Origin of the sequence: Cupriavidus oxalaticus (genome assembly GCF_016894385.1) — a bacterium.
Taxonomy (GTDB): Bacteria; Pseudomonadota; Gammaproteobacteria; order Burkholderiales; family Burkholderiaceae; genus Cupriavidus; species Cupriavidus oxalaticus.
Window position 1 is genome coordinate 1,751,445 of the sequence record NZ_CP069811.1, and the last position, 22,325, is coordinate 1,773,769.

At 70.6% G+C, this 22,325-nt stretch carries 13 protein-coding genes and 1 pseudogene; 10 read left to right on the forward strand and 4 right to left on the reverse strand.

The features are described from left to right. Positions 1 to 12: 12 nt before the first annotated feature. The 7 genes from treS to treY all read left to right on the forward strand — a co-directional run bounded on the left by treS (position 13) and on the right by treY (position 17,785). Positions 13 to 3,375 carry a maltose alpha-D-glucosyltransferase gene (gene treS, locus JTE92_RS07735; RefSeq protein WP_063240589.1) on the forward strand — a complete coding sequence of 1,121 codons (3,363 nt, stop codon included), beginning with the start codon at positions 13 to 15 and terminating at the stop codon, positions 3,373 to 3,375. Further along, a complete protein-coding gene (glgB, locus tag JTE92_RS07740; protein ID WP_063240590.1) occupies positions 3,372 to 5,660 on the forward strand; it encodes a 1,4-alpha-glucan branching protein GlgB in 2,289 nt (762 codons plus the stop codon). Before treS ends, glgB begins: the two co-directional genes overlap by 4 nt. Beyond that, complete coding sequence (gene glgX / locus JTE92_RS07745; protein WP_063240591.1) at positions 5,657 to 7,900, forward strand: glycogen debranching protein GlgX; 2,244 nt, start codon at positions 5,657 to 5,659, stop codon at positions 7,898 to 7,900. The genes glgB and glgX overlap by 4 nt, the downstream gene beginning before the upstream one ends. Further along, positions 7,897 to 10,164, forward strand: coding sequence for a 4-alpha-glucanotransferase (malQ, locus tag JTE92_RS07750; RefSeq protein ID WP_063240592.1), 2,268 nt, complete (start codon positions 7,897 to 7,899; stop codon positions 10,162 to 10,164). The genes glgX and malQ overlap by 4 nt, the downstream gene beginning before the upstream one ends. 114 nt (positions 10,165 to 10,278) lie before the next feature. Beyond that, a complete protein-coding gene (locus JTE92_RS07755) occupies positions 10,279 to 12,822 on the forward strand; it encodes a glycogen/starch/alpha-glucan phosphorylase (RefSeq protein WP_063240593.1) in 2,544 nt (847 codons plus the stop codon). Between the two features lie 239 nt (positions 12,823 to 13,061). Then, entirely contained in the window at positions 13,062 to 15,059 is a 1,998-nt protein-coding gene (treZ, locus tag JTE92_RS07760) for a malto-oligosyltrehalose trehalohydrolase (RefSeq protein WP_063240594.1), read from the forward strand. Beyond that, on the forward strand, positions 15,059 to 17,785 hold the full coding sequence (treY, locus tag JTE92_RS07765) for a malto-oligosyltrehalose synthase (protein ID WP_063240595.1): 2,727 nt from the start codon (positions 15,059 to 15,061) through the stop codon (positions 17,783 to 17,785). The genes treZ and treY overlap by 1 nt, the downstream gene beginning before the upstream one ends. Positions 17,786 to 17,964: 179 nt before the next feature. Here the strand turns inward: treY and JTE92_RS07770 are convergent. Further along, positions 17,965 to 18,492: pseudogene (locus tag JTE92_RS07770) on the reverse strand (malto-oligosyltrehalose synthase); the annotation flags it as partial. Between the two features lie 473 nt (positions 18,493 to 18,965). On the opposite strand from JTE92_RS07770, the gene JTE92_RS07775 reads away from it, so the two are divergent. Genes JTE92_RS07775 through JTE92_RS07785 form a run of 3 tightly spaced genes read left to right on the forward strand, consistent with a single transcriptional unit; the run spans position 18,966 to position 20,043 of the window. After that, on the forward strand, positions 18,966 to 19,337 hold the full coding sequence (locus JTE92_RS07775; RefSeq protein ID WP_063240596.1) for a BON domain-containing protein: 372 nt from the start codon (positions 18,966 to 18,968) through the stop codon (positions 19,335 to 19,337). 39 nt (positions 19,338 to 19,376) lie between these two features. Then, on the forward strand, positions 19,377 to 19,610 hold the full coding sequence (locus JTE92_RS07780; RefSeq protein WP_063240597.1) for a hypothetical protein: 234 nt from the start codon (positions 19,377 to 19,379) through the stop codon (positions 19,608 to 19,610). Between the two features lie 40 nt (positions 19,611 to 19,650). Then, on the forward strand, positions 19,651 to 20,043 hold the full coding sequence (locus tag JTE92_RS07785; protein ID WP_063240598.1) for a hypothetical protein: 393 nt from the start codon (positions 19,651 to 19,653) through the stop codon (positions 20,041 to 20,043). 133 nt (positions 20,044 to 20,176) lie between these two features. Here JTE92_RS07785 and JTE92_RS07790 read toward each other — a convergent pair whose 3' ends face one another. The 3 genes from JTE92_RS07790 to JTE92_RS07800 all read right to left on the reverse strand — a co-directional run bounded on the left by JTE92_RS07790 (position 20,177) and on the right by JTE92_RS07800 (position 22,324). After that, positions 20,177 to 20,911, reverse strand: a complete 735-nt coding sequence (locus JTE92_RS07790; RefSeq protein WP_063240599.1) for a BON domain-containing protein — start codon at positions 20,909 to 20,911, stop codon at positions 20,177 to 20,179. A 54-nt stretch (positions 20,912 to 20,965) separates the two neighbouring features. Then, positions 20,966 to 21,859 (reverse strand): endonuclease/exonuclease/phosphatase family protein, encoded by an 894-nt coding sequence (locus JTE92_RS07795; protein ID WP_063240600.1) that lies wholly within the window; start codon positions 21,857 to 21,859, stop codon positions 20,966 to 20,968. Positions 21,860 to 21,973: 114 nt separating this feature from the next. Continuing rightward, the gene (locus JTE92_RS07800; RefSeq protein ID WP_063240601.1) at positions 21,974 to 22,324 is read right to left on the reverse strand and encodes a hypothetical protein; all 351 of its coding nucleotides are present in this window, start codon (positions 22,322 to 22,324) and stop codon (positions 21,974 to 21,976) included. Position 22,325: the final 1 nt, after the last annotated feature.

Genomic DNA, 22,325 nt, shown 5'->3' on the forward strand with positions numbered 1-22,325 from the left:
CGTGGAGACACGATGAAACGCCTCACCGAAACCGCCAGCGCCGCGCTGCTCAACGCCGACCCGCTCTGGTACAAGGACGCGGTCATCTACCAGCTGCATATCAAGTCGTTCTTCGATGCCAACGGCGACGGCGTGGGCGATTTTGCGGGGTTGCTGGCCAAGCTCGACTACCTGGTCAACCTGGGCGTCGACACCATCTGGCTGCTGCCGTTCTACCCGTCGCCGCGACGCGACGACGGCTATGACATCGCCGACTACCGCAACGTCCATCCCGATTACGGCACGCTGGCCGAGGCGCGCCGCTTTATCGCCGCGGCCCATGCGCGCGGGCTGCGCGTGATCACCGAGCTGGTGATCAACCACACCTCCGACCAGCACCCGTGGTTCCAGCGCGCGCGCAAGGCCAAGCCGGGCTCCGCCGCGCGCCGCTACTACGTCTGGTCCGACCACGACCAGGCCTATGCCGGCACGCGCATCATCTTCTGCGATACCGAGAAGTCCAACTGGAGCTGGGACCCGGTCGCCGGCGCCTACTTCTGGCACCGCTTCTACTCGCACCAGCCAGACCTGAACTTCGACAACCCGCAGGTGCTCAACGAGGTGCTGTCGGTCATGCGCTTCTGGCTGGACATGGGCATCGACGGGCTGCGGCTGGACGCGGTGCCGTACCTGGTCGAGCGCGAGGGCACCAGCAACGAAAACCTGCCCGAAACCCATGCGGTCATCCGCAATATCCGCGCCTATCTCGACAAGCACTTCCGCGGGCGCATGCTGCTGGCCGAAGCGAATATGTGGCCGGAAGACGCGCAGCAGTACTTCGGCCTGACCGGCCCCGACCCCGAAGGCGACGAATGCCACATGGCCTTCCACTTCCCGCTGATGCCGCGCATGTACATGGCGATCGCACGCGAAGACCGCTTCCCGATCACCGACATCATGCGCCAGACGCCGGAGGTCCCGCCCAACTGCCAGTGGGCGATCTTCCTGCGCAACCACGACGAGCTGACGCTGGAAATGGTGACCAGCAGCGAGCGCGACTACCTGTGGGAGGTCTATGCGTCCGACCGCCGCGCGCGCATCAATTTGGGTATCCGCCGCCGGCTGGCGCCGCTGATGGAGCGCGACCGGCGCCGCATCGAACTGATGAACAGCCTGCTGTTCTCGATGCCGGGCACGCCGGTGATCTACTACGGCGACGAGATCGGCATGGGCGACAACATCCACCTGGGCGACCGCGACGGCGTGCGCACGCCGATGCAGTGGTCGCCCGACCGCAACGGCGGCTTCTCGCACGCCGATCCCGAGCGGCTGGTCCTGCCGCCGCTGCAGGGGCCGCTGTACGGCTACGAGGCGGTCAACGTCGAGGCGCAGACGCGCGACCCGCATTCGCAGCTCAACTGGATGCGGCGCATGCTGGCGCTGCGGCGCAAGCACCGCGCCTTCGGCCGCGGCACGCTGCGCTTCCTGTTTCCCGGCAACCGCAAGATCCTGGCGTACCTGCGCGAGCACGAGGGCGAGCACATCCTGTGCGTGGCCAACCTGTCGCGCGCCCCGCAGGCGGTGGAGCTGGACCTGTCCGCGTTCAACGGCCGCGTGCCGGTCGAGATGATGGGCGCCACGCCCTTCCCTGCCATCGGCACGCTGACCTACCTGCTGACGCTGCCGCCCTATGGCTTCTACTGGTTCGTGCTGAGCGACGAGGCGCAGCCGCCGTCGTGGCACGTGGAGGCGCCGGAGCAGATGCCTGACCAGATCACCCTTGTGATGCAGAACACCGGCCGCCCCGAACTGACCGACGCATCGCGCCGCATCCTGGCGACCGAGGTGCTGCCCCACTACATCAGCCGCCGCCGCTGGTTCGGCGGCAAGCATGAGCGCATCGAGCGCGTCGGCATGGCGTACCTGCTGCCGTTCACGCGCGGCAGCAGCGGCGAGGATGTCTACCTTGGCGAAGTCGAGGTGGCGCTGCCCGGGCGCACCGAGCGCTACCAGCTGCCGGTCGGCATCCTGTGGGACCGCGAAAGCGCCGATAGCGTGTCGCAGCTGGCGCACGGGCTGTCGATGGCGCGCGTGCGCCAGGGCAGCCGCGTGGGCCTGGCCACCGATGGCTTTGCGGTCGAGCCGTTCGCGCGCGAGGTGGTGCAGGCGCTGCGCCGGGGCGCGGAGCTGCAGGCCGGAGCGGACCGGATCCGCTTCCGCGCCGAGCCGGGCCTGGCCGCGCTGGAACTGGAACGCGACCCGATCGAGTGGATGTCGGCCGAGCAGTCGAACAGTTCGCTGTCGTACAACAACACCGCGGTGCTGAAGCTGGTGCGGCGGCTCTCCGGCGGCATCCATCCCGAGGCCGAGATGACGCGCTACCTGACCGCCCAGGGCTATGCGCACTCGGCGCCGCTGCTGGGCGAGGTGGTGCGCACCGGTGCCGACGGCGTGCCGCATACGCTGATGCTGCTGCAGGGCTACATCCTGAACCAGGGCAACGGCTGGGACTGGACCCTGGACTACCTGGGCCGCGCCATCGACGACGCGCTGCCAGCGCAGGAAAGCGAAGCCGAGTTTGCCGAGGCCATGACCGGCTACGCCGCGCTGGCGGGCACGCTCGGGCGACGCCTGGCCGAGCTGCATGCGGTGCTGGCGCGCCCGACCGACGACGAGGCGTTTGCGCCGGTGCCCGCCACCGAGGCCGACGCGCGCGACTGGGCCGCGCAGGCGCTGCAGGCGCTGCACCGCGCGCTGGCGCTGGTCGACAAGCGCGCCGACAGCGTCCAGGGCTCGGTGCGGCCGGCGTTCGAAGCCGACGTGCAGACACTGTTGGCGGCGCACGGCGCGCTGCCCGCGCTGGTCGAACAACTGGCCATGGCCGCGCCCGGCAGCGTGCGCACGCGCTTCCACGGCGACTTCCACCTGGGCCAGGTGCTGATCGCGCAGAACGACACCTACGTGGTCGATTTCGAGGGCGAGCCGGGCATGCCGCTGGACTGGCGCCGGCGCAAGACCTCGCCGCTGCGCGACGTGGCCGGATTGCTGCGCTCGCTCGATTATGCCGCCGCCACGGTCGGCACCGACCGCCAGGAACGCACCCATACCGAACTGCCGCCGCAACTGGCGGAACGCCGCGCGCTGCTGCTCGAGCGCTTCCGCGCCACCGCCAACGAGGCCTTCCTGAACTGCTACCGCCTGCATATGGAGGCATCGCCCGCACCCTGGGTCGACCCGGACCAGTTGCAGCCGCTGCTGGACCTGTTCCTGCTTGAACGCGCCGCCTACGAGGTCGACTACGAAGCCGCCAACCGGGTGGCGTGGATCGACCTGCCGGTCAGCGGGCTGGCACGCCTGCTGCGCAAGCTGCTGGCACACCCGGGAGGCCAGCCATGAGCCCCCCGACCCCCGCAGCGCGCGGCGCGCCGCGCGCCGGCATGCTGCCGGGACACGAACTCGACGCGCTGCTGGGCGCGCGCCACCACGACCCGTTCGCGGTGCTGGGCCCCCACCCTGACGGCGACGGCCTGCTGGTGCGCGCCTGCCTGCCCGGCGCGGTCGCGGTGCAGCTGGCCGCTGCCGACGGCGCCACGCTGGCCGAGATGGAACGGCTGCACCCCGGCGGTATCTTCGCCGCGCGCCTGCCCGGCAACGAGCGCCGCGCCGCGGCGTCGGACTACCGCATCCGCGTGACCTGGCCGGACGGCACCGAGCAGTGCAGCGCCGACCCGTATGCCTTCGACCTGCTGCTGGGCGAACTGGACCTGCACCTGATCGCCGAGGGCCGCCACTTCGAGCTGGGCGAGTGCCTGGGCGCGCAATGGCAGCGCGTGGACGGCATCGACGGCGTGCGCTTCGCGGTGTGGGCGCCGAATGCGCGGCGCGTGTCGGTGATCGGCGAATTCAACGGCTGGCACCAGGCGCGCCACCCGATGCGGCTGCGCCATCCCAGCGGCATCTGGGAGCTGTTCGTGCCGGCCGCGCTGGGCGCGCAGCCCGGCAGCCGCTACAAGTACGACCTGCTCGACCCGCACGGCACCGAACTGCCCGACAAGGCCGACCCGCTCGCGCTTGCCACCGAAGCGCCGCCGGAGACCGCCTCGGTGGTGACCGCGCCGGGCCAGGGCGCGCCGCCGTTCGCATGGCACGACGCCGACTGGATGGCGCGCCGCGCGGCCGCCGATCCCTACACCCTGCCGATGTCGGTCTACGAAGTCCATGTCGGCTCGTGGCTGCGCGCCGCCAACGACAGCCGCCACGGCTGGGACATCCTGGCCGAGCGGCTGGTGCCGTACGTGCAGGAGCTGGGCTTCACGCATATCGAGCTGCTGCCCGTCACCGAACACCCCTTCGGCGGCTCATGGGGCTACCAGCCGCTGTCGCTGTACGCGCCGACCGCGCGGCTGGGCCCGCCGCAGGCCTTCGCCGCGTTTGTCGACCGCTGCCACCAGGCCGGCATCGGCGTGATCCTGGACTGGGTGCCGGCGCATTTCCCGACCGACCCGCACGGGCTCGCGCGCTTCGACGGCACCGCGCTCTACGAGCACATGGATCCGCGCGAGGGCTTCCACCAGGACTGGAACACGCTGATCTACAACCTCGGCCGCAACGAGGTGCGCGGCTTCCTGCTGGCCGGGGCGCTGCACTGGCTCGAGCACTTCCATGCCGACGGGCTGCGCGTCGACGCGGTCGCGTCCATGCTCTACCGCGACTACAGCCGCCAGCCGGGGCAATGGGTGCCGAACCGCTACGGCGGCCGCGAGAACCTGGAGGCGGTCGCCTTCCTGCGCGAACTCAACAGCGTGGTCCACGAACGCTGCCCCGGTGCGCTGACCATCGCCGAGGAATCCACCGCGTGGCCCGGCGTCACCGCCAGCGTGGCCAGCGGCGGGCTCGGCTTCGACTTCAAGTGGAACATGGGCTGGATGCACGACACGCTGCGCTACCTCGGCCATGAGCCGGTACACCGCGCCTGGCACCACCAGGACATGACCTTCGGGCTGGTCTATGCGTGGTCCGAGGCCTTCGTGCTGCCGCTGTCGCACGACGAGGTCGTGCACGGCAAGGGCTCGATGCTCGGCAAGGTGCCCGGCGACGACTGGCAGCGCTTTGCCGGCCTGCGCGCCTACTACGGCTTCATGTGGACCCATCCCGGCAAGAAGCTGCTGTTCATGGGCGGCGAGCTGGCGCAGTGGCAGGAGTGGAACCACGACGCCGAGCTCGACTGGGCGCTGCTGGACCATCCCATGCACCGCGGCATGCACACGCTGGTGCGCGACCTGAACCGGCTCTACCGCGAACTGCCGGCGCTGCACGCGCTCGATCACAGCCCCGAGGGCTTCCAGTGGGTGGTCGGCGACGACAACCACAACAGCGTGTTCGCGTGGCTGCGCCGCGCCGCGCCGGGCAGCCGCGAGGTGGTGCTGGTGGTGGTCAACATGACGCCGGTGCCGCGCCAGGGCTACCGGGTCGGCGTACCCTTTGCCGGCACCTGGCACGAATGCCTGAACACCGACGCCGGGTGCTACGGCGGCAGCAATGTCGGCAACGGCGGCACGGTGACGGCGCTGGACGTGCCCTCGCACGGCCAGCCGGCGTCGCTGGCGCTGACGCTGCCGCCGCTGGCCACGCTCGTGCTGCGGCTCGGCCATGCAGAGGGTGAACAGGGCGCGACGACATGACCCGACCTTTCGCGGACCGGCTGCTGCCGGGCAAGCCGTACCCCCTGGGCGCCCACTGGGACGGGCTGGGGGTCAACTTCGCGGTGTTTTCGGCGCATGCCTCGCGCATCGACCTGTGCCTGTTCTCCGACAACGGCCGCAAGGAACTGGCACGCCTGCCGCTGCCGGAATGCACCGACGAGATCTGGCACGGCTACCTGCCCAACGCGGCGCTCGGCACGCTGTACGGCTACCGCGCGCACGGCCCCTACGATCCCGCGCACGGGCACCGCTTCAACCCGCACAAGCTGCTGCTGGACCCGTACGCGCGCCAGCTGAGCGGCCCGGTGCGCTGGGCCGACGTGCTGTTCGGCTACCGCCTGCAGAGCGCGCGTGGCGACCTGACGCCGGACCGCCGCGACAGCGCCCAGAGCATGCCCAAGGCGGTGGTGATCGACGAAAGCTTCCACTGGGGCGACGACCGCCCGCCCGCCGTGCCGTGGCCCGCCACCGTCATCTATGAAGCCCACCTGCGCGGCCTGTCGATGCTGCGCGGCGACCTGTTGCCCAACCTGCGCGGCTCCTTCGCCTCGCTGTGCGACCCGCGCTTTATCGACCACCTGGTGCAGATGGGCATCACCACCGTCGAGCTGCTGCCGGTGCACGCCATCCTGCAGGACCGCTTCCTGCTGGAGCGCGGGCTGCGCAACTACTGGGGCTACAACACCATGGCGTACTTCGCCCCGGAACCGGCCTACCTGGGCACCGGGCAGCTGCAGGAATGCAAGGTAGCCATGCGGCGCCTGCATGCGGCCGGCATCGAAGTGATCCTGGACGTGGTCTACAACCACACCTGCGAGGGCAACGAACTGGGGCCGACGGTATCGTGGCGCGGCCTGGACAATGCCAGCTACTACCGCCTGATGCCGGGCGAGGCGCGCCACTACATCAACGACACCGGCTGCGGCAACACGCTCAACCTGTCGCACCCGCGCGTGCTGCAGATGGTGATGGATTCGCTGCGCTACTGGGTGGAGTGCTACCACGTGGACGGCTTCCGTTTCGACCTGGGCAGCACGCTCGGGCGCGAAGGCAACGGCTTCGACCAGGGCTCGGGCTTCTTCGATGCGCTGATGCAGGACCCGGTGCTGAGCCGCGTCAAGCTGATCTCGGAACCGTGGGACCTGGGCCCGGGCGGTTACCAGCTCGGCAACCACCCGCCCGGCTTTGCCGAGTGGAACGACAAGTTCCGCGACACTGCGCGCCGCTTCTGGCGCGGCGATGCCGGCAAGCGCGGCGAACTGGCCGCGCGGCTGGCGGCCTCGGCCGACCTGTTCGACCGGCGCCACCGGCGCCCGTGGGCCAGCGTCAACTTCATCACCGCGCACGACGGCTTTACGCTGGCCGACCTGGTCAGCTACGGCACCAAGCACAACGAGGCCAACGGCGAGGACAACCGCGACGGCACCGACGACAACGCCAGCGCCAACTGGAGCCCGGACGGCAGCGTTGAAGGCCCGACCGACGACCCGGACATCCTGGAGCGCCGCAGCCGCGTGGCGCAGGCGCTGATGGCCACGCTGCTGCTCGCGCAAGGCACGCCGATGCTGACCGCCGGTGACGAATGGGGCCGCACCCAGCACGGCAACAACAATGCCTACTGCCAGGACAACGAGATCTCGTGGCTGGACTGGAAGCAGGCCCAGACGCCCGCTGCGCAGCCGCTGCAGCACATGGTGCGGCGCCTGCTCGCGCTGCGCCGGCGGCTGCACGCGCTCACCGGCGACCGCTTCGCCCACGGGCGCCAGGAACCGGCGCGCGGCATCGCCGACATTGCCTGGTTCGATACTGACGGCAAGCCGCCCACCCCCGAGGAATGGGCCGATCCGGAAGTCCGCACGCTGGCGCTGCGCCGCGCTGCCCTGCCGCCGCAACCTGAACGCCGGCAACTGGGCTCGCTGCCGGAAGAAGAGGAGGAAGACGAGGACGATGCGCGCACCGTGCAGGTGACACTGCTGCTGCTCAACGCCGGCGAGGCCGACGCGTCGTTCCTGCTGCCCGAGCCCCGGCTGGCCTGGACCCTGCTCTTCGACAGCAGCCGGCCGGAAGCCACCGAGTCCGAGCTTGCCGGCGACGCGGTGGGAGAAAGCCAGGTGGTGCCAGGCCATTCGCTGGTGCTGCTGGCCGCCCCGGCCCGCAGCCGCGAGAGCCCGCACCAGGAAAGCCCGCCGCTGGGCGCGCCGCAGGAGACACAGGAATGACCCGACGCACGCACCGCAGCGCCGCGCCACACTCCGCACCGCCCCCCACGCCACTGCAGAAGCTCGCGCTGCACGCGGACCTGCTGCCGCATTGGACGGATGCCTGGAACCAGCCGCGGACCGTATCCGACGATGCGCTGCGGCGCGTGCTGGACGGCCTTGGCCTGCCCTGCTCCACCCCCGGCCAGTGCGAGGCCGCGCGCGCCTGGCTCGCGGCCGATGACGCCGCCCATGCGCTGCCGCCGCTGGTCACCGCCGAACGCGGCCAGCCGGTGGCGGTGCCGTGGCCGCACACGCTGCCGCAGCGCGCTTACCGGCTGACGCTGGAAGACGGCGCCATCGTGACCGGCACGGCCGTGCGCGCGGAGGGCAATCCGGCCGGCACCATGCTGCTGCCACCGGTCGACGTCTGCGGCTACCACCGGCTCGAACTGGGCGATGCACGGACGGTGCTGGCGGTGGCACCTGCGCGCTGCTACGGCGTAGCGGACGCGCTACGTCACGCCGGCCACGCCGGCCGCACTGCCGCTGGCGCCGGCGCACGCCCATGGGGGCTGGCGGTGCAGCTCTACAGCCTGCGCCGCGGCGCCGCCTGCGGCATGGGCGACCTGACCGCGCTGGCCCAGTGCTGCACCAGCGCCGCCGCCCTGCACGCCGACGCGGTCGCGATCAACCCGCTGCATGCCGGCTTTGCCGCGCTGCCACAGCGCTACAGCCCGTACGCGCCCTCCAGCCGGCTGTTCCTGAACCCGCTGTACGCCGATCCCGCCGCGGTGTTCGGCCAGCAAGCGCTGGACGCCGCCATCGCCGCGCTAGGGCTCGGCGAGCGGCTGGCGGCGCTCGAAGCGCTCACGCAGATCGACTGGGTCACGCTGGCGCCATTGCGCTACGCCGTGCTGCACTGGCTCTGGCAGCGGCGCGAGACCCTGCTGCCGCGCGCCGCGCTGGATGACTGCGCCGCCTTGCGTGCCCGCGGCGGCACGGCACTGCATGCGCATGCCTGCTATGAAGCGATCCAGGCGCAGCGGCTCGCCACGGCCGGTAACGGCATGAACCACGCTGCGGCGCCTGACTGGCGCTGCTGGCCGGTCACGCTGCGCTCGCCCGCCGATGCCGCGGTGGCGGCCTTTGCCCGCGACCACGCCGACGAGGTGGCCTACCACGCCTTCCTGCAATGGCTCGCCGCCGATGGCATGGCGCGTGCGCAGCGCGCCGCGCGCGACGCCGGCATGGCGGTGGGCGTGGTCTGCGACCTGGCGGTCGGCGCCGACCCCGGCGGCAGCCAGGCATGGACCCGCCAGCAGGAAATCCTGGCCGGCTTCCATGCCGGCGCGCCGCCTGACCTGTACAACCCGCTCGGCCAGGACTGGGGCGTGGCGGTGTTCTCGCCGCGCGGCCTGCGCCGGCAAGGCTACGCCGCCTTCCTGGAAATGCTGCGCGCCAACCTCGCCCATTGCGGCGGGCTGCGCATCGACCATGTGCTGGGCCTGGCGCGGATGTGGCTGGTGCCCGCGGGCGCATCCGCCAGCGACGGCGCCTACCTGCGCTACCCGCTCGAAGACCTGCTGCGGCTGGTGGCGCTGGAATCCTGGCGGCACCGCGCCATCATCATCGGCGAGAACCTCGGCACGGTCCCGCCCGAGCTGAACGCGACGCTGGCCGCGCGCGGCGTGCTCGGCATCGACGTGCTGTGGTTCCAGCGCGAGGCAGTAGAGGCGGCCGCGGCCACGGTCGATCCAGCCATCGAGGCCGGTCCGGCGCCGTTCCAGCCCCCCGCCCAGTGGCCGCCCGAGGCCATCGCCACCACATCCACGCACGACCTGCCCACCGTCGCCGGCTGGTGGTCCGGACGCGACCTCGAATGGCGCGCCCGGCTGAAGCTGCTCGCACCCGGTGAAACCCTGGCGCAGGCCCAGGCAGCCCGCGCCCGCGAGCGCGGCGCGCTGTGGCAGGCGCTGAACGACGCGGGGCTGTGCCACGGCCCGGAGCCCGGCCCGGCGCACGCGCCGCTGGATGCCGTGCTGGCCTGGCTGGGCACCGCGCGCACGGCGCTGCGCGTGGTGCCGCTGGAAGACCTGCTGGGCGAGGCCGAGCAGCCCAACCTGCCCGGCACCACCAGCGTCCATCCCAACTGGCAGCGCCGGCTCGATCCCGACGTGCGCGCGCTGGCCGACGCGCCGGCGCTGCGCGCCCGCGTGCAAGCGATCCGGCAAGCCATTCGCAGTGGCCGCCACGGCACCCTGCATCCGCCGCCGCGCGGCTAGCCGCCGGTGTCGGCTGCCAGGGTGGCGCCGGCCCCACCCGCGCCGCGATCCGGGCGCGTACTGTTCTCCCGATCCGCTAAGCTTGACCCACCAGCATGTGCAGGAGGTCCCGCCATGAAGGAAGTGATCCGGCCCGAACACGCCGACGACACCCGTACCGCCCTGTCCGGCGCCAGCCTGCGCCGCGCGTTCCTGGACCACGTGTTCCATACCCAGGGCAAGCTGCCCGGCCACGCCAGCCAGAACGACCTCTACCAGGCTGCGGCGCATACCGTGCGCGACCGCCTGGTGCAACGCTGGATCAGCACCGCGGAAGCCTACCTGGGCCAGCCTTCGCGCACCGTGGCCTACCTGTCGGCCGAATTCCTGATGGGCCCGCACCTGGGCAACAACCTGGTCAACCTCGGCATCTTCGACGAAGTGCACGAGGCCATGGCGGCGGCCGGACTCGACCTCGAACGCATCCTGGAGCAGGAAGTCGAGCCGGGGCTCGGCAACGGCGGCCTGGGCCGGCTGGCGGCCTGCTTCATGGATTCGCTGGCGACGCTGGAGATCCCGGCGCTCGGCTACGGCATCCGTTACGAGTACGGCATCTTCCAGCAGATCATCATGGATGGCATGCAGGTGGAGAAGACCGATACCTGGCTGCGCAACGGCAACCCGTGGGAGATCCAGCGCTCCGAATGGGCGGTGCAGGTGCGCCTGGGCGGCCATACCGAGCACTACACCGACGACCGCGGCCACTACCGCGTGCGCTGGGTGCCGGCCAAGACCGTGGCCGGCGTCCCCTTCGACTCGCCGATCCTGGGCTACCGCGTCAACACCGTGAACACGCTGCGGCTGTGGCGCGCCGACGCCACCGAAGCCTTCGACTTCCATACCTTCAACCGCGGCGACTACCTCGGCGCCGTGAGCAAGAAGGTGACGTCGGAAAACCTGACCAAGGTGCTCTACCCCAACGACGAGACCGAGCAGGGCAAGGAACTGCGGCTGGAGCAGCAGTACTTCTTCGTCGCCTGCTCGCTGCAGGACATGCTGCGGCTGCTGGCCGTCGACGGCATCCCGGTGACGCGCTTCCACGAGAAGTTCGCGGTGCAGCTGAACGACACGCACCCGGCGGTCGGCATCGCCGAACTGATGCGGCTGCTGGTCGACGAGAACGACCTGCCATGGAACCAGGCCTGGGACATCACCCAACGTGCCTTCGCCTACACCAACCACACGCTGCTGCCCGAGGCGCTCGAGCGCTGGCCGCTGCCGCTGTTCCGCCGCGTGCTGCCGCGCCACCTGGAAATCATCCTGGAGATCAACGCGCGCTTCCTCGACGAGGTGCGCATCCGCTTCTACGGCGACGAATCGCGGCTGTCGCGGCTGTCGCTGATCGACGAGCACGGCGAGCGCCATGTGCGCATGGCCAACCTGGCGTGCGTCGGCAGCCATGCCATCAACGGCGTGGCCGAGCTGCACTCGCAGCTGATGCGCGAGGACGTGCTCAAGGACTTCTATGCGATGTGGCCGGAGAAGTTCACCAGCATCACCAACGGCGTCACGCCGCGGCGCTGGCTGGCGCTGTCCAACCCGAGGCTGACGCGGCTGGTGACCGATGCGATCGGCGATGGCTGGATCTCCGACCTGGAGCGGATCCGCGTGCTCGAGCCCTATGCCGACGATGCCGGCTTCCGCCAGCAATGGCAGGCGATGCGGCGCGCCAACAAGGAAGACCTGGCGCAGCTGATCCGCGATACCACCGGCGTGGTGGTGGACCCGTCGTCGATGTTCGATGTGATGGTCAAGCGCATCCACGAATACAAGCGCCAGCACCTGGCGGTGCTGCACGTGATCGCGCTGTACCACCGCATCAAGTCCGACGCGCACGCCGAGATCCAGCCGCGCACCTTCCTGTTCGGCGGCAAGGCCGCGCCGGGCTACGAATACGCCAAGCTGATGATCCGCTTCATCACCTCGGTCGCCGACGTGATCAACCGCGACCCGCAGGTGCGCGACCGGCTCAAGGTGGTGTTCCTGCCGAACTTCAACGTCACCTACGGCCAGCGCATCTACCCGGCGGCGGACCTGTCCGAGCAGATCTCGCTGGCGGGCAAGGAAGCCTCCGGCACCGGCAACATGAAGTTCGCGATGAACGGCGCGCTCAACATCGGCACCATGGACGGCGCCAATATCGAGCTGCGCGAGGCCGTCGGCAACGACAACTTCTTCCCGTTCGGGCTGACCGCGCCCGAGGTCTATGCGCTGCGCGCGAGCGGCTACGACCCGGCCGCCTACTACCACAGCAACCCGCAACTGCGCGCGGTGATCGACCTGGTGCAGCAGGGGTTCTTCTCGCGCGGCGATCCGGCGCTGTTCCGGCCGCTGTTCGATCCGCAGGCGGGGCACGATCCCTACCTGCTGCTGGCCGACTTCGCTTCCTATCTCGAATGCCAGCAGATTGTCTCCGACGCCTATATCGACCCGGATCGCTGGCAACGCATGTCGGTGTTGTCGTGCGCGCGTTCCGGCCGCTTTTCGTCGGACCGCGCCATCCGCGAATACTGCGAGCGCATCTGGAACGTCGAGCCGGTGCCGGTGCGGCTGCTGCACCGTGCCAGCGGCGCGCCGTGGCAGGCCGATCCGGGCGCGCGCGGGCCGCGCGCGGCATAGCCATGCACGCGCAAGACTCGCGCACAGTGTGCGGTATCGCATGCGCGGGGCGCCGCATGCCGGGCAGTACTTTCTACAATCGCCCATGTAACAAAGCTTTCGGCCCGGTCGCCCCCCTGCCGGCGCGCCGCGCCGAAAAAGCGCCGTTCTGCTGGCATGGAGTTCGCATTGCGCTAGGGCCGCCGCAAGGCAGCTTCCAGTCCGCAGACTCGGACGCCAACCGATGGCAGGAGCCGAATTTGAACGCGAACCCGTTTCTACTCGCCCCGGGTGCCAGGTCCGCCCTGCCCAGCCTGGCCCCGCACGACTGCTTTGCCGCGCCTGCTTCACGGACCTTCTCGTCCAACGACGAACATGCGCAGGATTACCTGTTCGGGCCGGCCTGGCTGCCCGACGGGCGCGTGCGCTTCCGCCTGTGGGCGCCCGACGCGGCCGAGCAGGGCCATGCCGTGCGGCTGGAGATCGCCGGCCTGGGACCGGTCCACATGGCGGCGGGGCCCAACGGCTGGTTCGAGGCGATCGTGCCGTGCTGCGAAGGCGTGCGCTACTGGTTCCGGCTCGACGACGGCACCACGGTGCCCGACCCGGCCTCGCGCTGGCAGGCCGACGACGTGCATGGCCCGAGTATCGTGCCGGCACGCGACGCCGCTGCCTCGTACGCGTGGACCTGCCCCGACTGGCGTGGCCGGCCGTGGCATGAAGCCATCGTCTATGAAATGCACGTCGGCCTGTGCGGCGGCTTTGCGGGCGCCGCGCAGCAATTGCCGCGGCTGGCCGCGCTGGGCTTCACCGCCATCGAACTGATGCCGGTGGCGGAGTTTCCCGGCGGTCGCAACTGGGGTTATGACGGCGTACTGCCGTTCGCGCCGGAGTCCAGCTACGGCACGCCCGACGAGTTGCGCGCGCTGGTCGACCGCGCTCACGCGCTCGGCCTGATGGTGCTGCTGGACGTGGTCTACAACCACTTCGGGCCGGAAGGCAACTACCTGCACCGCTATGCCAGCGCGTTCTTCCGTGCCGACCGGCGCACCCCGTGGGGCCCGGCCATCGATTTCCGGCGCCCGCAGGTACGGCGCTTCTTCACCGAGAACGCGCGCTACTGGCTGGAACAGTTCCGCTTTGACGGACTGCGGCTCGACGCGGTCCACGCCATCGAGGACGAAGGCTGGCTCGCGGCGCTGCCTGGCGAATTGCGCACCATGCTGGCCGAGGGCGCTGGCGGCGACCGCCACCTGCACCTGGTGCTGGAGAACGACGACAACGACGCCGCGCTGCTGGCGCAGGGCTTCGACGCGCAATGGAACGATGACGCCCACCATGCGCTGCATGTGCTGCTGACCGGCGAGGACGACGGCTACTATCGCGACTACGCCGGCCCCGCCCGCAGTGCCACCGATCCGGGCGAGCGTGGCCGACCCGCGCTGCGCCATCTCGCGCGCGTGCTGGCCGAAGGCTTCGCCTACCAGGGCGAGCCGTCGCTGCACCGTTCCGGCGGCGCCACCGCCGCCACCACCCTCGCCAGCGCCGCCGTGTGCCGCGGCCAGCCCAGCGCGCATTTGCCGCCTACCGCCTTCGTCTGCTTCCTGCAGAACCACGACCAGGCCGGCAACCGCGCGTACGGCGAACGGCTGGCCAGCCTGGCCGACCCGCGCGCGCTGCGCGCCGCGGTGGCACTGCAGCTGCTGTGTCCACAGGTGCCGCTGGTGTTCATGGGTGAGGAGACCGGCGCGCGGCAGCCATTCCTCTACTTCACCAGCCATCCGCCGGAACTGGCCAGGGCCGTGCGCGATGGCCGCCGCCGCGAATTCGCCGCCAGCGCGGCCTTCGGCGACGATGCGCGTGCCGCCGCCATCCCCGATCCCAACGACCCGGCCACCTTCGAAGCATCGCGGCCGTTGCTGGCGGACGATGCCGACTGGGCCCCGTACTACCGTGAGCTGCTGTCGATCCGGCGGCGCGAACTGCTGCACCGGCTGGCGGGCTGCCAGGCTGCCGGCGTCGATATCCTCGGCCCCGCAGCGCTGTGCGCGCGCTGGCGCCTGGTGGACGGCGTGGAGCTGAGCCTGTGGCTGAACCTGGGCGACGAAGCGGCGCCCGCTACGCACGCCTGCCGCGACCAGCGCACGGCGCTGCACGAGAGCGCGCCGGGCGCTGCCGCGGAACTGTTCGCCGGCATGCTGCCGCCGCTGGCCTGCGTCGCCACCCTGTGCGAGCCCGCCGCGGCGCGCGCCAGGTAATGCCGGCCACGGCAGCCACCGCGCCGGCAACCGCGCGCGGCCTGCCGCGCGCCACCGCCCGGCTGCAGCTGCACCCCGGCTTCACCTTCGCCGACGCCGCCGGCGTGGTCGACTACTACGCCGCGCTTGGAGTCAGCCACCTGTACCTGTCGCCGGTCTGCGAGGCCAGGCCTGGCTCCACGCACGGCTACGATGTCACCGACTTCACCCGCGTGCGCGAGGAACTGGGCGGCGAGCCGGGCCTGAAGGCGCTGGCCGCGCGCGCGCGCAGCGCCGGCCTCGGGCTGCTCGTCGATATCGTGCCCAACCACATGGCAGCGGACTGCACCCACAACGGCTGGTGGCGCGACGTGCTGGCGCACGGACGCGCCAGTCCCCATGCCGGCTGCTTCGATATCGACTGGACGCCGTGCGACCCGGCGCTGCATGGCAAGGTCCTGCTGCCGATCCTGGGGCAGTCGTACTGGGACACGGTCGTCGCCGGCGAGCTGCAGTGGGTGCCTGCCAGCGGCGAGCAGCCGGCCCACGTACGCTACTTCGACCATGTGCTGCCGCTGGCGCCGGACAGCCCTGACGCCGAGGCCAGCGCCGACCCCGGCTGGTACGACACCACCCAGCCCGCCGGACGCACCCGTCTGCACGCGCTGCTCGAACGCCAGCACTACCGGCTGGCCTGGTGGCGCACCGCGGCCGCCGCGCTGAACTGGCGCCGCTTTTTCGAGATCAGCGACCTGGTCGGCCTGTGCGAGGAGGACCCGCAGGTCTTCGACGCGGTCCATGCGCTGGTCTTCCGCCTGCTGCGCGAGGGCTGGATCGACGGCGTACGCGTGGATCATGTCGACGGGCTCGCCGATCCCGCCGGCTACTGCCGCCGCCTGCGCGCTGAACTCGAACGGCATGCCGCCGCGCGGCCGCCGCTGCTGCCGTTGCAGCGCCCGTGGCTGGTGGTCGAGAAAATCCTCGGCAGCGGCGAGCGGCTGCCGACTGACTGGCAGGTCGACGGCACCACCGGCTACGACTTCATGGATGAAGTGGCCGCGGTGCTGCACGACGAGGCTGGCGACGCCGCGCTGACGGCGCTGTGGGCCATGACCAGCGGCGATGGGCGCCCGTACGCCGCGCACCTGCGCGCGGCCCGCTGCCTGGTGCTGCAGCGGCACCTCGTCACCGAATGCGAGGCCGTGACCGCCCGCCTGCACGCCAGCGCGCAGCATGAGCCTGGCACGCGCGACCTCACGCCGGCGGCGCTGCGGCAGGCGCTGATGGCGCTGATGGCGGCCGTGCCGGTCTACCGCAGCTACTACGACGCGCAGCCGTCGGCACGTGACGCCGCCGCGGCGCATGCCGATGACGCCATGGTCGATCAGGCCCTGCAGTCCGCGCGCAGCGGCCTGGCGCCGGACGAGGCCGTGGCGCTGGCATTCATCGCCGGCTGCCTGCGCACGCAGGCAGCGCCGGACAGCGACACCGGCGTGCTGCGCCGCCGCCTGCAGCAGCTGATGCCGGCGCTGGCGGCCAAGGCCGGCGAGGACACCGCCTTCTACCGCTACGGCCGGCTGCTGTCGCGCAACGAGGTGGGCAGCGACCCGGCGCAACTGGCGATGCCGCCGGCACAGTTCCACGCCCGCATGGCGTCGCGCCGGCTGGCCGGCCCGCATGCGATGCTGGCCACCGCCACGCACGACCACAAGCGCGGCGAGGACGCGCGCATGCGGCTGGCCGTGCTGAGCGAGCTGCCGGGCACTTACGCCGACGCGGTCGCCGCGTGGGAGCGCGACTGCGCGCCGCTGCTCGCCACGCTGCCGCGCGCGCCCGACGCGGCCGACCGGCTGATGCTGTACCAGGCGCTGGTCGGCGCATGGCCGATGGACCTGACCGACCCGATGGACCCGATGGACCCGATGGACCCAATCGACCCGATGGACCCGAAGGTCCATTCAGGCGACGCGGCGCCGGTACCTGAAGCCCTGCTCGCGCGGATTTCCGCATGGCAGGTCAAGGCTATCCGCGAAGCCAAGCGCCACGGCAACTGGACCTGTCCCGATGCCGAATACGAAGCGGCATGCGAGGCCTTCCTGCGTGGTATCGCGGCGGCATGGCCGCGGGGCGTGCTGGCGCAGATCGGCCGCTTTGCGCAGCGTATTGCCACCGCCGGTGCCGTCAACAGCCTGGCGCAGGTGCTGGTGCAACTGACCGCCCCCGGCATCCCTGACCGTTACCAGGGCACCGAAGGCTGGGACCTGAGCCTGGTCGACCCCGACAACCGCTGCGCCCCGGACTTCGGGCGGCTGCAGGCACGGCTGGCGTGCGGCGCGGGCTGGGCGCACTGGCTGGCGCACTGGCGCGACGGCCGGCTCAAGCAGCAACTGGTGCGCCATGTGCTCGCGGCACGCGGTGCCGACCCCGCGCTGTTTGCCGACGGCCAGTACAGCATGCTGGCAGCACAGGGCACGCTGGCGCAGCAGGTGCTGGCCTTTGCGCGCAGCACCGCTTCGCGCCAGGCCGTCACCGTGGTCACGCGGCTGTCAGCGGCGCGGGTCGACCCGGCCGTACCGCGCATTCCGCCGGCGTGCTGGGGCGACACCACGCTGAACCTTGGCGCGCCGCAGCCCGGACGCTGGATCGACGCGCTGACGGGCCACCGGCTCGATGCGCCGGCCGGGCGCCTGCGCCTGCGCGACGTGCTGGGCGGGCTGCCGGTGGCGCTGCTGCTGCGCGAGCCCTGAAGCGCGCGTCACAAGCGGGGCAGCTGGGCAATCGTGGCTTGCGAAACGATTGGGGTCAGCGGCGGCCGCGGGGCGCCCGGCGCTGCATAGGGTCCAGGCAGTCCCGGCACTCCATTCGGACCATGCAGCCCGTGGGGGTCGTGCGGGACCGCCTCGCCATGATGGAATGGCCGGGCCCCGGCGGGCGGCTCGCGCTGCGCCTGGGTGGGTGAGGCACTGCGCTCCTGCGGCAGGTAGGGCCGGATCACGACGGCGACGTAGTCGTCTTCCTTCGGCGTCACCACGATATAGGCAAGCCCGGACATGACCAGCCCCACTTCGCCCAGTTCGGTGGCGATGCGCGCCACGATAAAGCGCTGCAGCAGCAGCGGGTTGACGCTGTCGTCGATCGCAAGCGCAGCCGTGCAGATGGTCAGGAAGCAGCGCTCGACTTCGCGGCAGACCACCACCACTTCATCGAGCGCATAGCCGGAACGGCTGGCACGCACCAGGACCGAGACGCCGGAACTCGGCGCGGCACGGTGCCAGCCGGGCTTGATCTTGAAACTGGGCAGCGTCAACCCCGAGCCCGTGTCCTGCGCGACCGTATTGAAGCGCTGGGCGAAATCCAGGGGGGTGATCGCGAGCAGCTGGCGTTCGACCGGCGCCGACGAAACCGACACGGACGAGGCCAGGATGACGGTGGACAGGATGCTGGCGAAATTCATTTCTATCCTCGCAACAGGATGTGCCGCTCCCCCGGGGGCTGCGCTGATAGGCCCGTCGGCACGCGGCCAACGGAGCCGCCGCGGCGTGGGGGCCGGCGTGGCGGGTTGTGCTCGGCGGCACATGCCGTACGCCAGTTCTGGCCAGCATTGCTTTCACTATAGACAGGACGGCACGCAAGCACACGACGCTACGCAAGCCGCGCGCCACCTGCCGCGGTGCGCACCGCTGCCGGCGGCCCCGACGCCACCATTCACGCTGGCCGCGGCACGCATGCACTTTCTGCAGCTACTGTAAAAAGTACGGCGCGCGCGGACCGCGACTCATCACCGCATGATCTGCCAACCTGCGGCGCAAGGCGCACAACCGGCTTTTCCGCCCGGCGGGAACGGAGCTTGCAGGTCTGGAGCAGGTGCGGGCAACGTTGCGCCGCCCGCCGCTCACGCAGTACGGTGCGCCGTACAGGAGGATCGCCATGAAACTACGTACTCGCTCCCGCATTCGCCGCCTGGCGCTGCCGCTGGCGGTACTGGCCATGGCAGTTGCGCCGGCCGTGCCCGCGGCGCCCACCGATGCCCCCGCGGCGCCCTCCTCGACCGGCCGCACCGCCGCGCCGCGCGACACCGAAATCGCCAGCGACCGCGCCATCACCTCCGAAGTCCGTGCGCGCCTGGCAAGCGCCGGCACGCTGGATCCGGCCAGGATCCGCGTGTCGACCATGGACGGGGTGGTCAAGCTGGAAGGCTCGGTGCGGGACGACAAGCAGCGCGCCACGGCCATGGAGCTGGCACGCTCGGTGCGCGGCGTGACCGCGGTATCCGACGAACTCCGTGCCGGTACGGATTAAGGATGCCGATCTGGCATGACCCTTTGCCCTGGAGACACCATGAGCACCCATCGCCAACCCGACCATGACACCACCCGGCGCCGCAGCGAGCCCCGGCCGGATCCGCACAAGGGCGGGCCTGACACCGAACATGAGCGTGGCAAGCCGGGACGCGACCGCCGCCACGATGTCGAGCGCGAGCACGACATTCCCGACGAGAACGGCGAGCCGCCCTCGGTCAAGCGCCGCGGCGGCAATCCGGAGGAAAGCGAACCGCCGGTGGAAAACACCTGACCGCTGCCACGATGCCATACCGCACCGCACAGGAGAGACCATGAGCAAGACCGTACGTACCGGCGCGCGCCACGGGGACCGTGTCGGCCGCAGCATCGTTGGCACGCGGCGCGACGGCGCACAAGCTTCCGCCGGCGGCCGCCGGCCGCGCGACAAGACCGCGACGGGCGCCGCGCGGGCACAGGCCGGTAGTATCCCCAGCACGCTGGATCCGGATCTCGAGCAAGAGACCGGCGACATCGAGAGCGAGATCGAGCAGCGCGACGAAGACGCGCACATGCCGCCGGAAGACGAAACCCCCGAAGAAGAGATTGCCGACGAGGTGGTGCGCGCGGCCGAAGGGCTGCCGGCCGAGGTGCCGGTCGACAAGGCCGACCGTACCGACGATCGCGACGAGCACCCGCCCCATCCGCCGCGGACGGGCAAGGACTGACGCCAAGGCAAGGGAAAGAGCGGGAAAGAGCGGGAAAAGAGCGGGAAAAGAGCGGGAAAAGAGCGGGAAAAGAGCGGGAAAAGAGCGGCGGCGCAGTGAACCTGCGCCGCCGCTCTCGCCATTCTCCTGCCCCTCATTCGGAAGCCAGCAACCCGTAGCGCTGCACGCGGATGTGGTTGATCACGTCGTGCACCCCGAACACGCGCTCCGCAATGTCCTCGATATCGTACTTGGTGTGGCGGTCGTTGACCTTGCCTTCCAGTGTCACCACGCCCTCCTGCACGCGCACCTCGACGTCGCTGACATCGAGTTCGTCATCGCGCGCCAGCCGGTTGCAGACCTCATCGTGGATGCGGTCGTCGTCGCGCCGGTAGTTGCGCGGGCCGGCGGGACGGCGCTGCGAGGGGGTGTCCCACTCGTCGGCAAAGTCGTCATAGCCGAATGCCTCGCGTTCATAGCGCTCGTCTTGCCAGCGCCGGTAGCCATAGCGCTCAGGCTCGCCATAGCCGCCATAGTCTCCATCTCGCTGATGACGCTCGTAGGCGCTGCGGCCCGCGCCCGCTGGCCTGCGCCGCGACCATTCCTCCTCGTAGCGCGCATCGTCACGCCCACTGGCGGCGTAAGGGGGACGCTCGGCCGGCCAGCGCCATTCCTCGATGTACATCCCATACCACTCCTCGTCGCCTGGCGTCACGTCCTGGGTCTGGTCGCGCGGCAGGCGCTCGGCGGTGTTGCCATAGCGGCCACCGCTGAGCCCGCGCTGGCGCCGGTTGCGCGACTGGGCCGGGATGCCGCTGTAGCCCTGGTCGTTGCTGCCGTACAGCCTGTCGGCGCGCCTGCGCAGGTAGTTGTCGTCGCTCTGTCTCATCGTCGTGCTCCTATGTTGGCCCTATGTTGGTCCTATGTTGGCCCTAATGTTTGCCTAGGCTTCGGTCCGGATCTCGGGGCCATCGGCAGCCGAAGGCACTTCCGCCAACGGCACCTCGAAGCAGGCCAGCAGCGGCAGGTGGTCGGAGGCGACCCGCGCCAGCGGCGAGCGGTGGCTGGCCACCGAGACCAGGTGCGCGCGCGGCGAGACCCAGATCCGGTCCAGCGCGAAGATCGGCAGCCGCGAGGGAAACGTCGCCGTGTGCGGGGTCTGCTCGAAGTACGCGTGCAGCCAGCGCAGCGGACGTCCCCACAAGAACCATTCGTTGACATCGCCCACCAGGATGGTGGGCAAAGGCGGGGCCGCGGCCACGTAGTTCAGCAGTTGCTGCACCTGGTGGCGCCGTTCGCCGGGACGCAGCCCCAGGTGCGTGGCAATCACGCGCAGCGCGCTGGCGTGCCCCGCTGCCATGCAGGCAAGCGTGACGTCGATCGCGCCGCGCGCCTCGCAGCCCTTCACCGTGAGGTCGATCTGGCTGACCGCCTGCGGCGCGAAGCGCGTCAGCAGGGCATTGCCATAATCCGCATTGCCGCGCACGCGGGTAAAGCCCGACACCACGTGCATGCCGGTGTGCCCGGCCAGGTATTCGAGCGTGTGATCGTTGCTGCTGCCCGATTCCACTTCCTGCAGCGCGACGATATCGGCGCGGAGTTCTTCCAGCACCGTCGCGATCCGGTCGGGCCGGTAACGGCGGTCGGTACCGACCGCGCGATGGATGTTGTAGCTGACCACCGTCATCCGCGCGAGCCCGGCGGACCGCATGGGGCCGCAGTGCAGGGCCTGGCTGGCATCCGGCACGCTGCACTGGTCATTGGCCGCTTGCGCGCTCGCAGGTCCGCACACTTGCGCAGGATTTACAAGAGGCGGTAAGTCCGGTTGCATTCGCATTTTGCCGCGCCACGATGGCTGGAAGGGCTGGCAAGGCCGTTGCCCGCGCGGCGGCATGACGCCGCACACGTGGCTAGCGGCCGTTGCGCAAATTTCCCTGTCAGGCGTTCAGAATCAGGCACCGTCCAGGAACTCGCTGCGCGGGCCAAGGCGGCGGCCCAGCTCCGGACTGACCCAGCGTGTCCCCTCCATATACGGGTCAGCCGTGCGCTGCACGGACGGGCTGGCCATGCCGGGCTGCGCCGGCACGGTAGAAGGCTGGGCCTCGGGCGCCGGCGCGAGGTCCTGGCGCGTGGAAGTGTTGGCGCCCTGCGTATATGGGTCGAACTTGTCGGTGCTGCGCGCGCCCTGCGAATAAGGATCGTAGGTGCCGCCCGGCGTGCCAGGCGTCATCTGGGCCATGGCGGGAATCGCAGCGGCAAGCGCGACAGCGGCGAGGAGTCGGCTGGGTCGGATATGCTTCATG

What these genes read in the sequence shown, in the direction of transcription:
- glgB (WP_063240590.1), top strand. Translation starts at nt 3,372, where the DNA reads ATGAGCCCCCCGACCCCCGCAGCGCGCGGCGCGCCGCGCGCCGGCATG.
- treS (WP_063240589.1), top strand. Translation starts at nt 13, where the DNA reads ATGAAACGCCTCACCGAAACCGCCAGCGCCGCGCTGCTCAACGCCGAC.
- JTE92_RS07775 (WP_063240596.1), top strand. Translation starts at nt 18,966, where the DNA reads ATGAAACTACGTACTCGCTCCCGCATTCGCCGCCTGGCGCTGCCGCTG.
- treY (WP_063240595.1), top strand. Translation starts at nt 15,059, where the DNA reads ATGCCGGCCACGGCAGCCACCGCGCCGGCAACCGCGCGCGGCCTGCCG.
- glgX (WP_063240591.1), top strand. Translation starts at nt 5,657, where the DNA reads ATGACCCGACCTTTCGCGGACCGGCTGCTGCCGGGCAAGCCGTACCCC.
- malQ (WP_063240592.1), top strand. Translation starts at nt 7,897, where the DNA reads ATGACCCGACGCACGCACCGCAGCGCCGCGCCACACTCCGCACCGCCC.
- JTE92_RS07785 (WP_063240598.1), top strand. Translation starts at nt 19,651, where the DNA reads ATGAGCAAGACCGTACGTACCGGCGCGCGCCACGGGGACCGTGTCGGC.
- JTE92_RS07780 (WP_063240597.1), top strand. Translation starts at nt 19,377, where the DNA reads ATGAGCACCCATCGCCAACCCGACCATGACACCACCCGGCGCCGCAGC.
- JTE92_RS07795 (WP_063240600.1), bottom strand. Translation starts at nt 21,859, where the DNA reads ATGCGAATGCAACCGGACTTACCGCCTCTTGTAAATCCTGCGCAAGTG.
- JTE92_RS07755 (WP_063240593.1), top strand. Translation starts at nt 10,279, where the DNA reads ATGAAGGAAGTGATCCGGCCCGAACACGCCGACGACACCCGTACCGCC.
- JTE92_RS07800 (WP_063240601.1), bottom strand. Translation starts at nt 22,324, where the DNA reads ATGAAGCATATCCGACCCAGCCGACTCCTCGCCGCTGTCGCGCTTGCC.
- JTE92_RS07790 (WP_063240599.1), bottom strand. Translation starts at nt 20,911, where the DNA reads ATGAGACAGAGCGACGACAACTACCTGCGCAGGCGCGCCGACAGGCTG.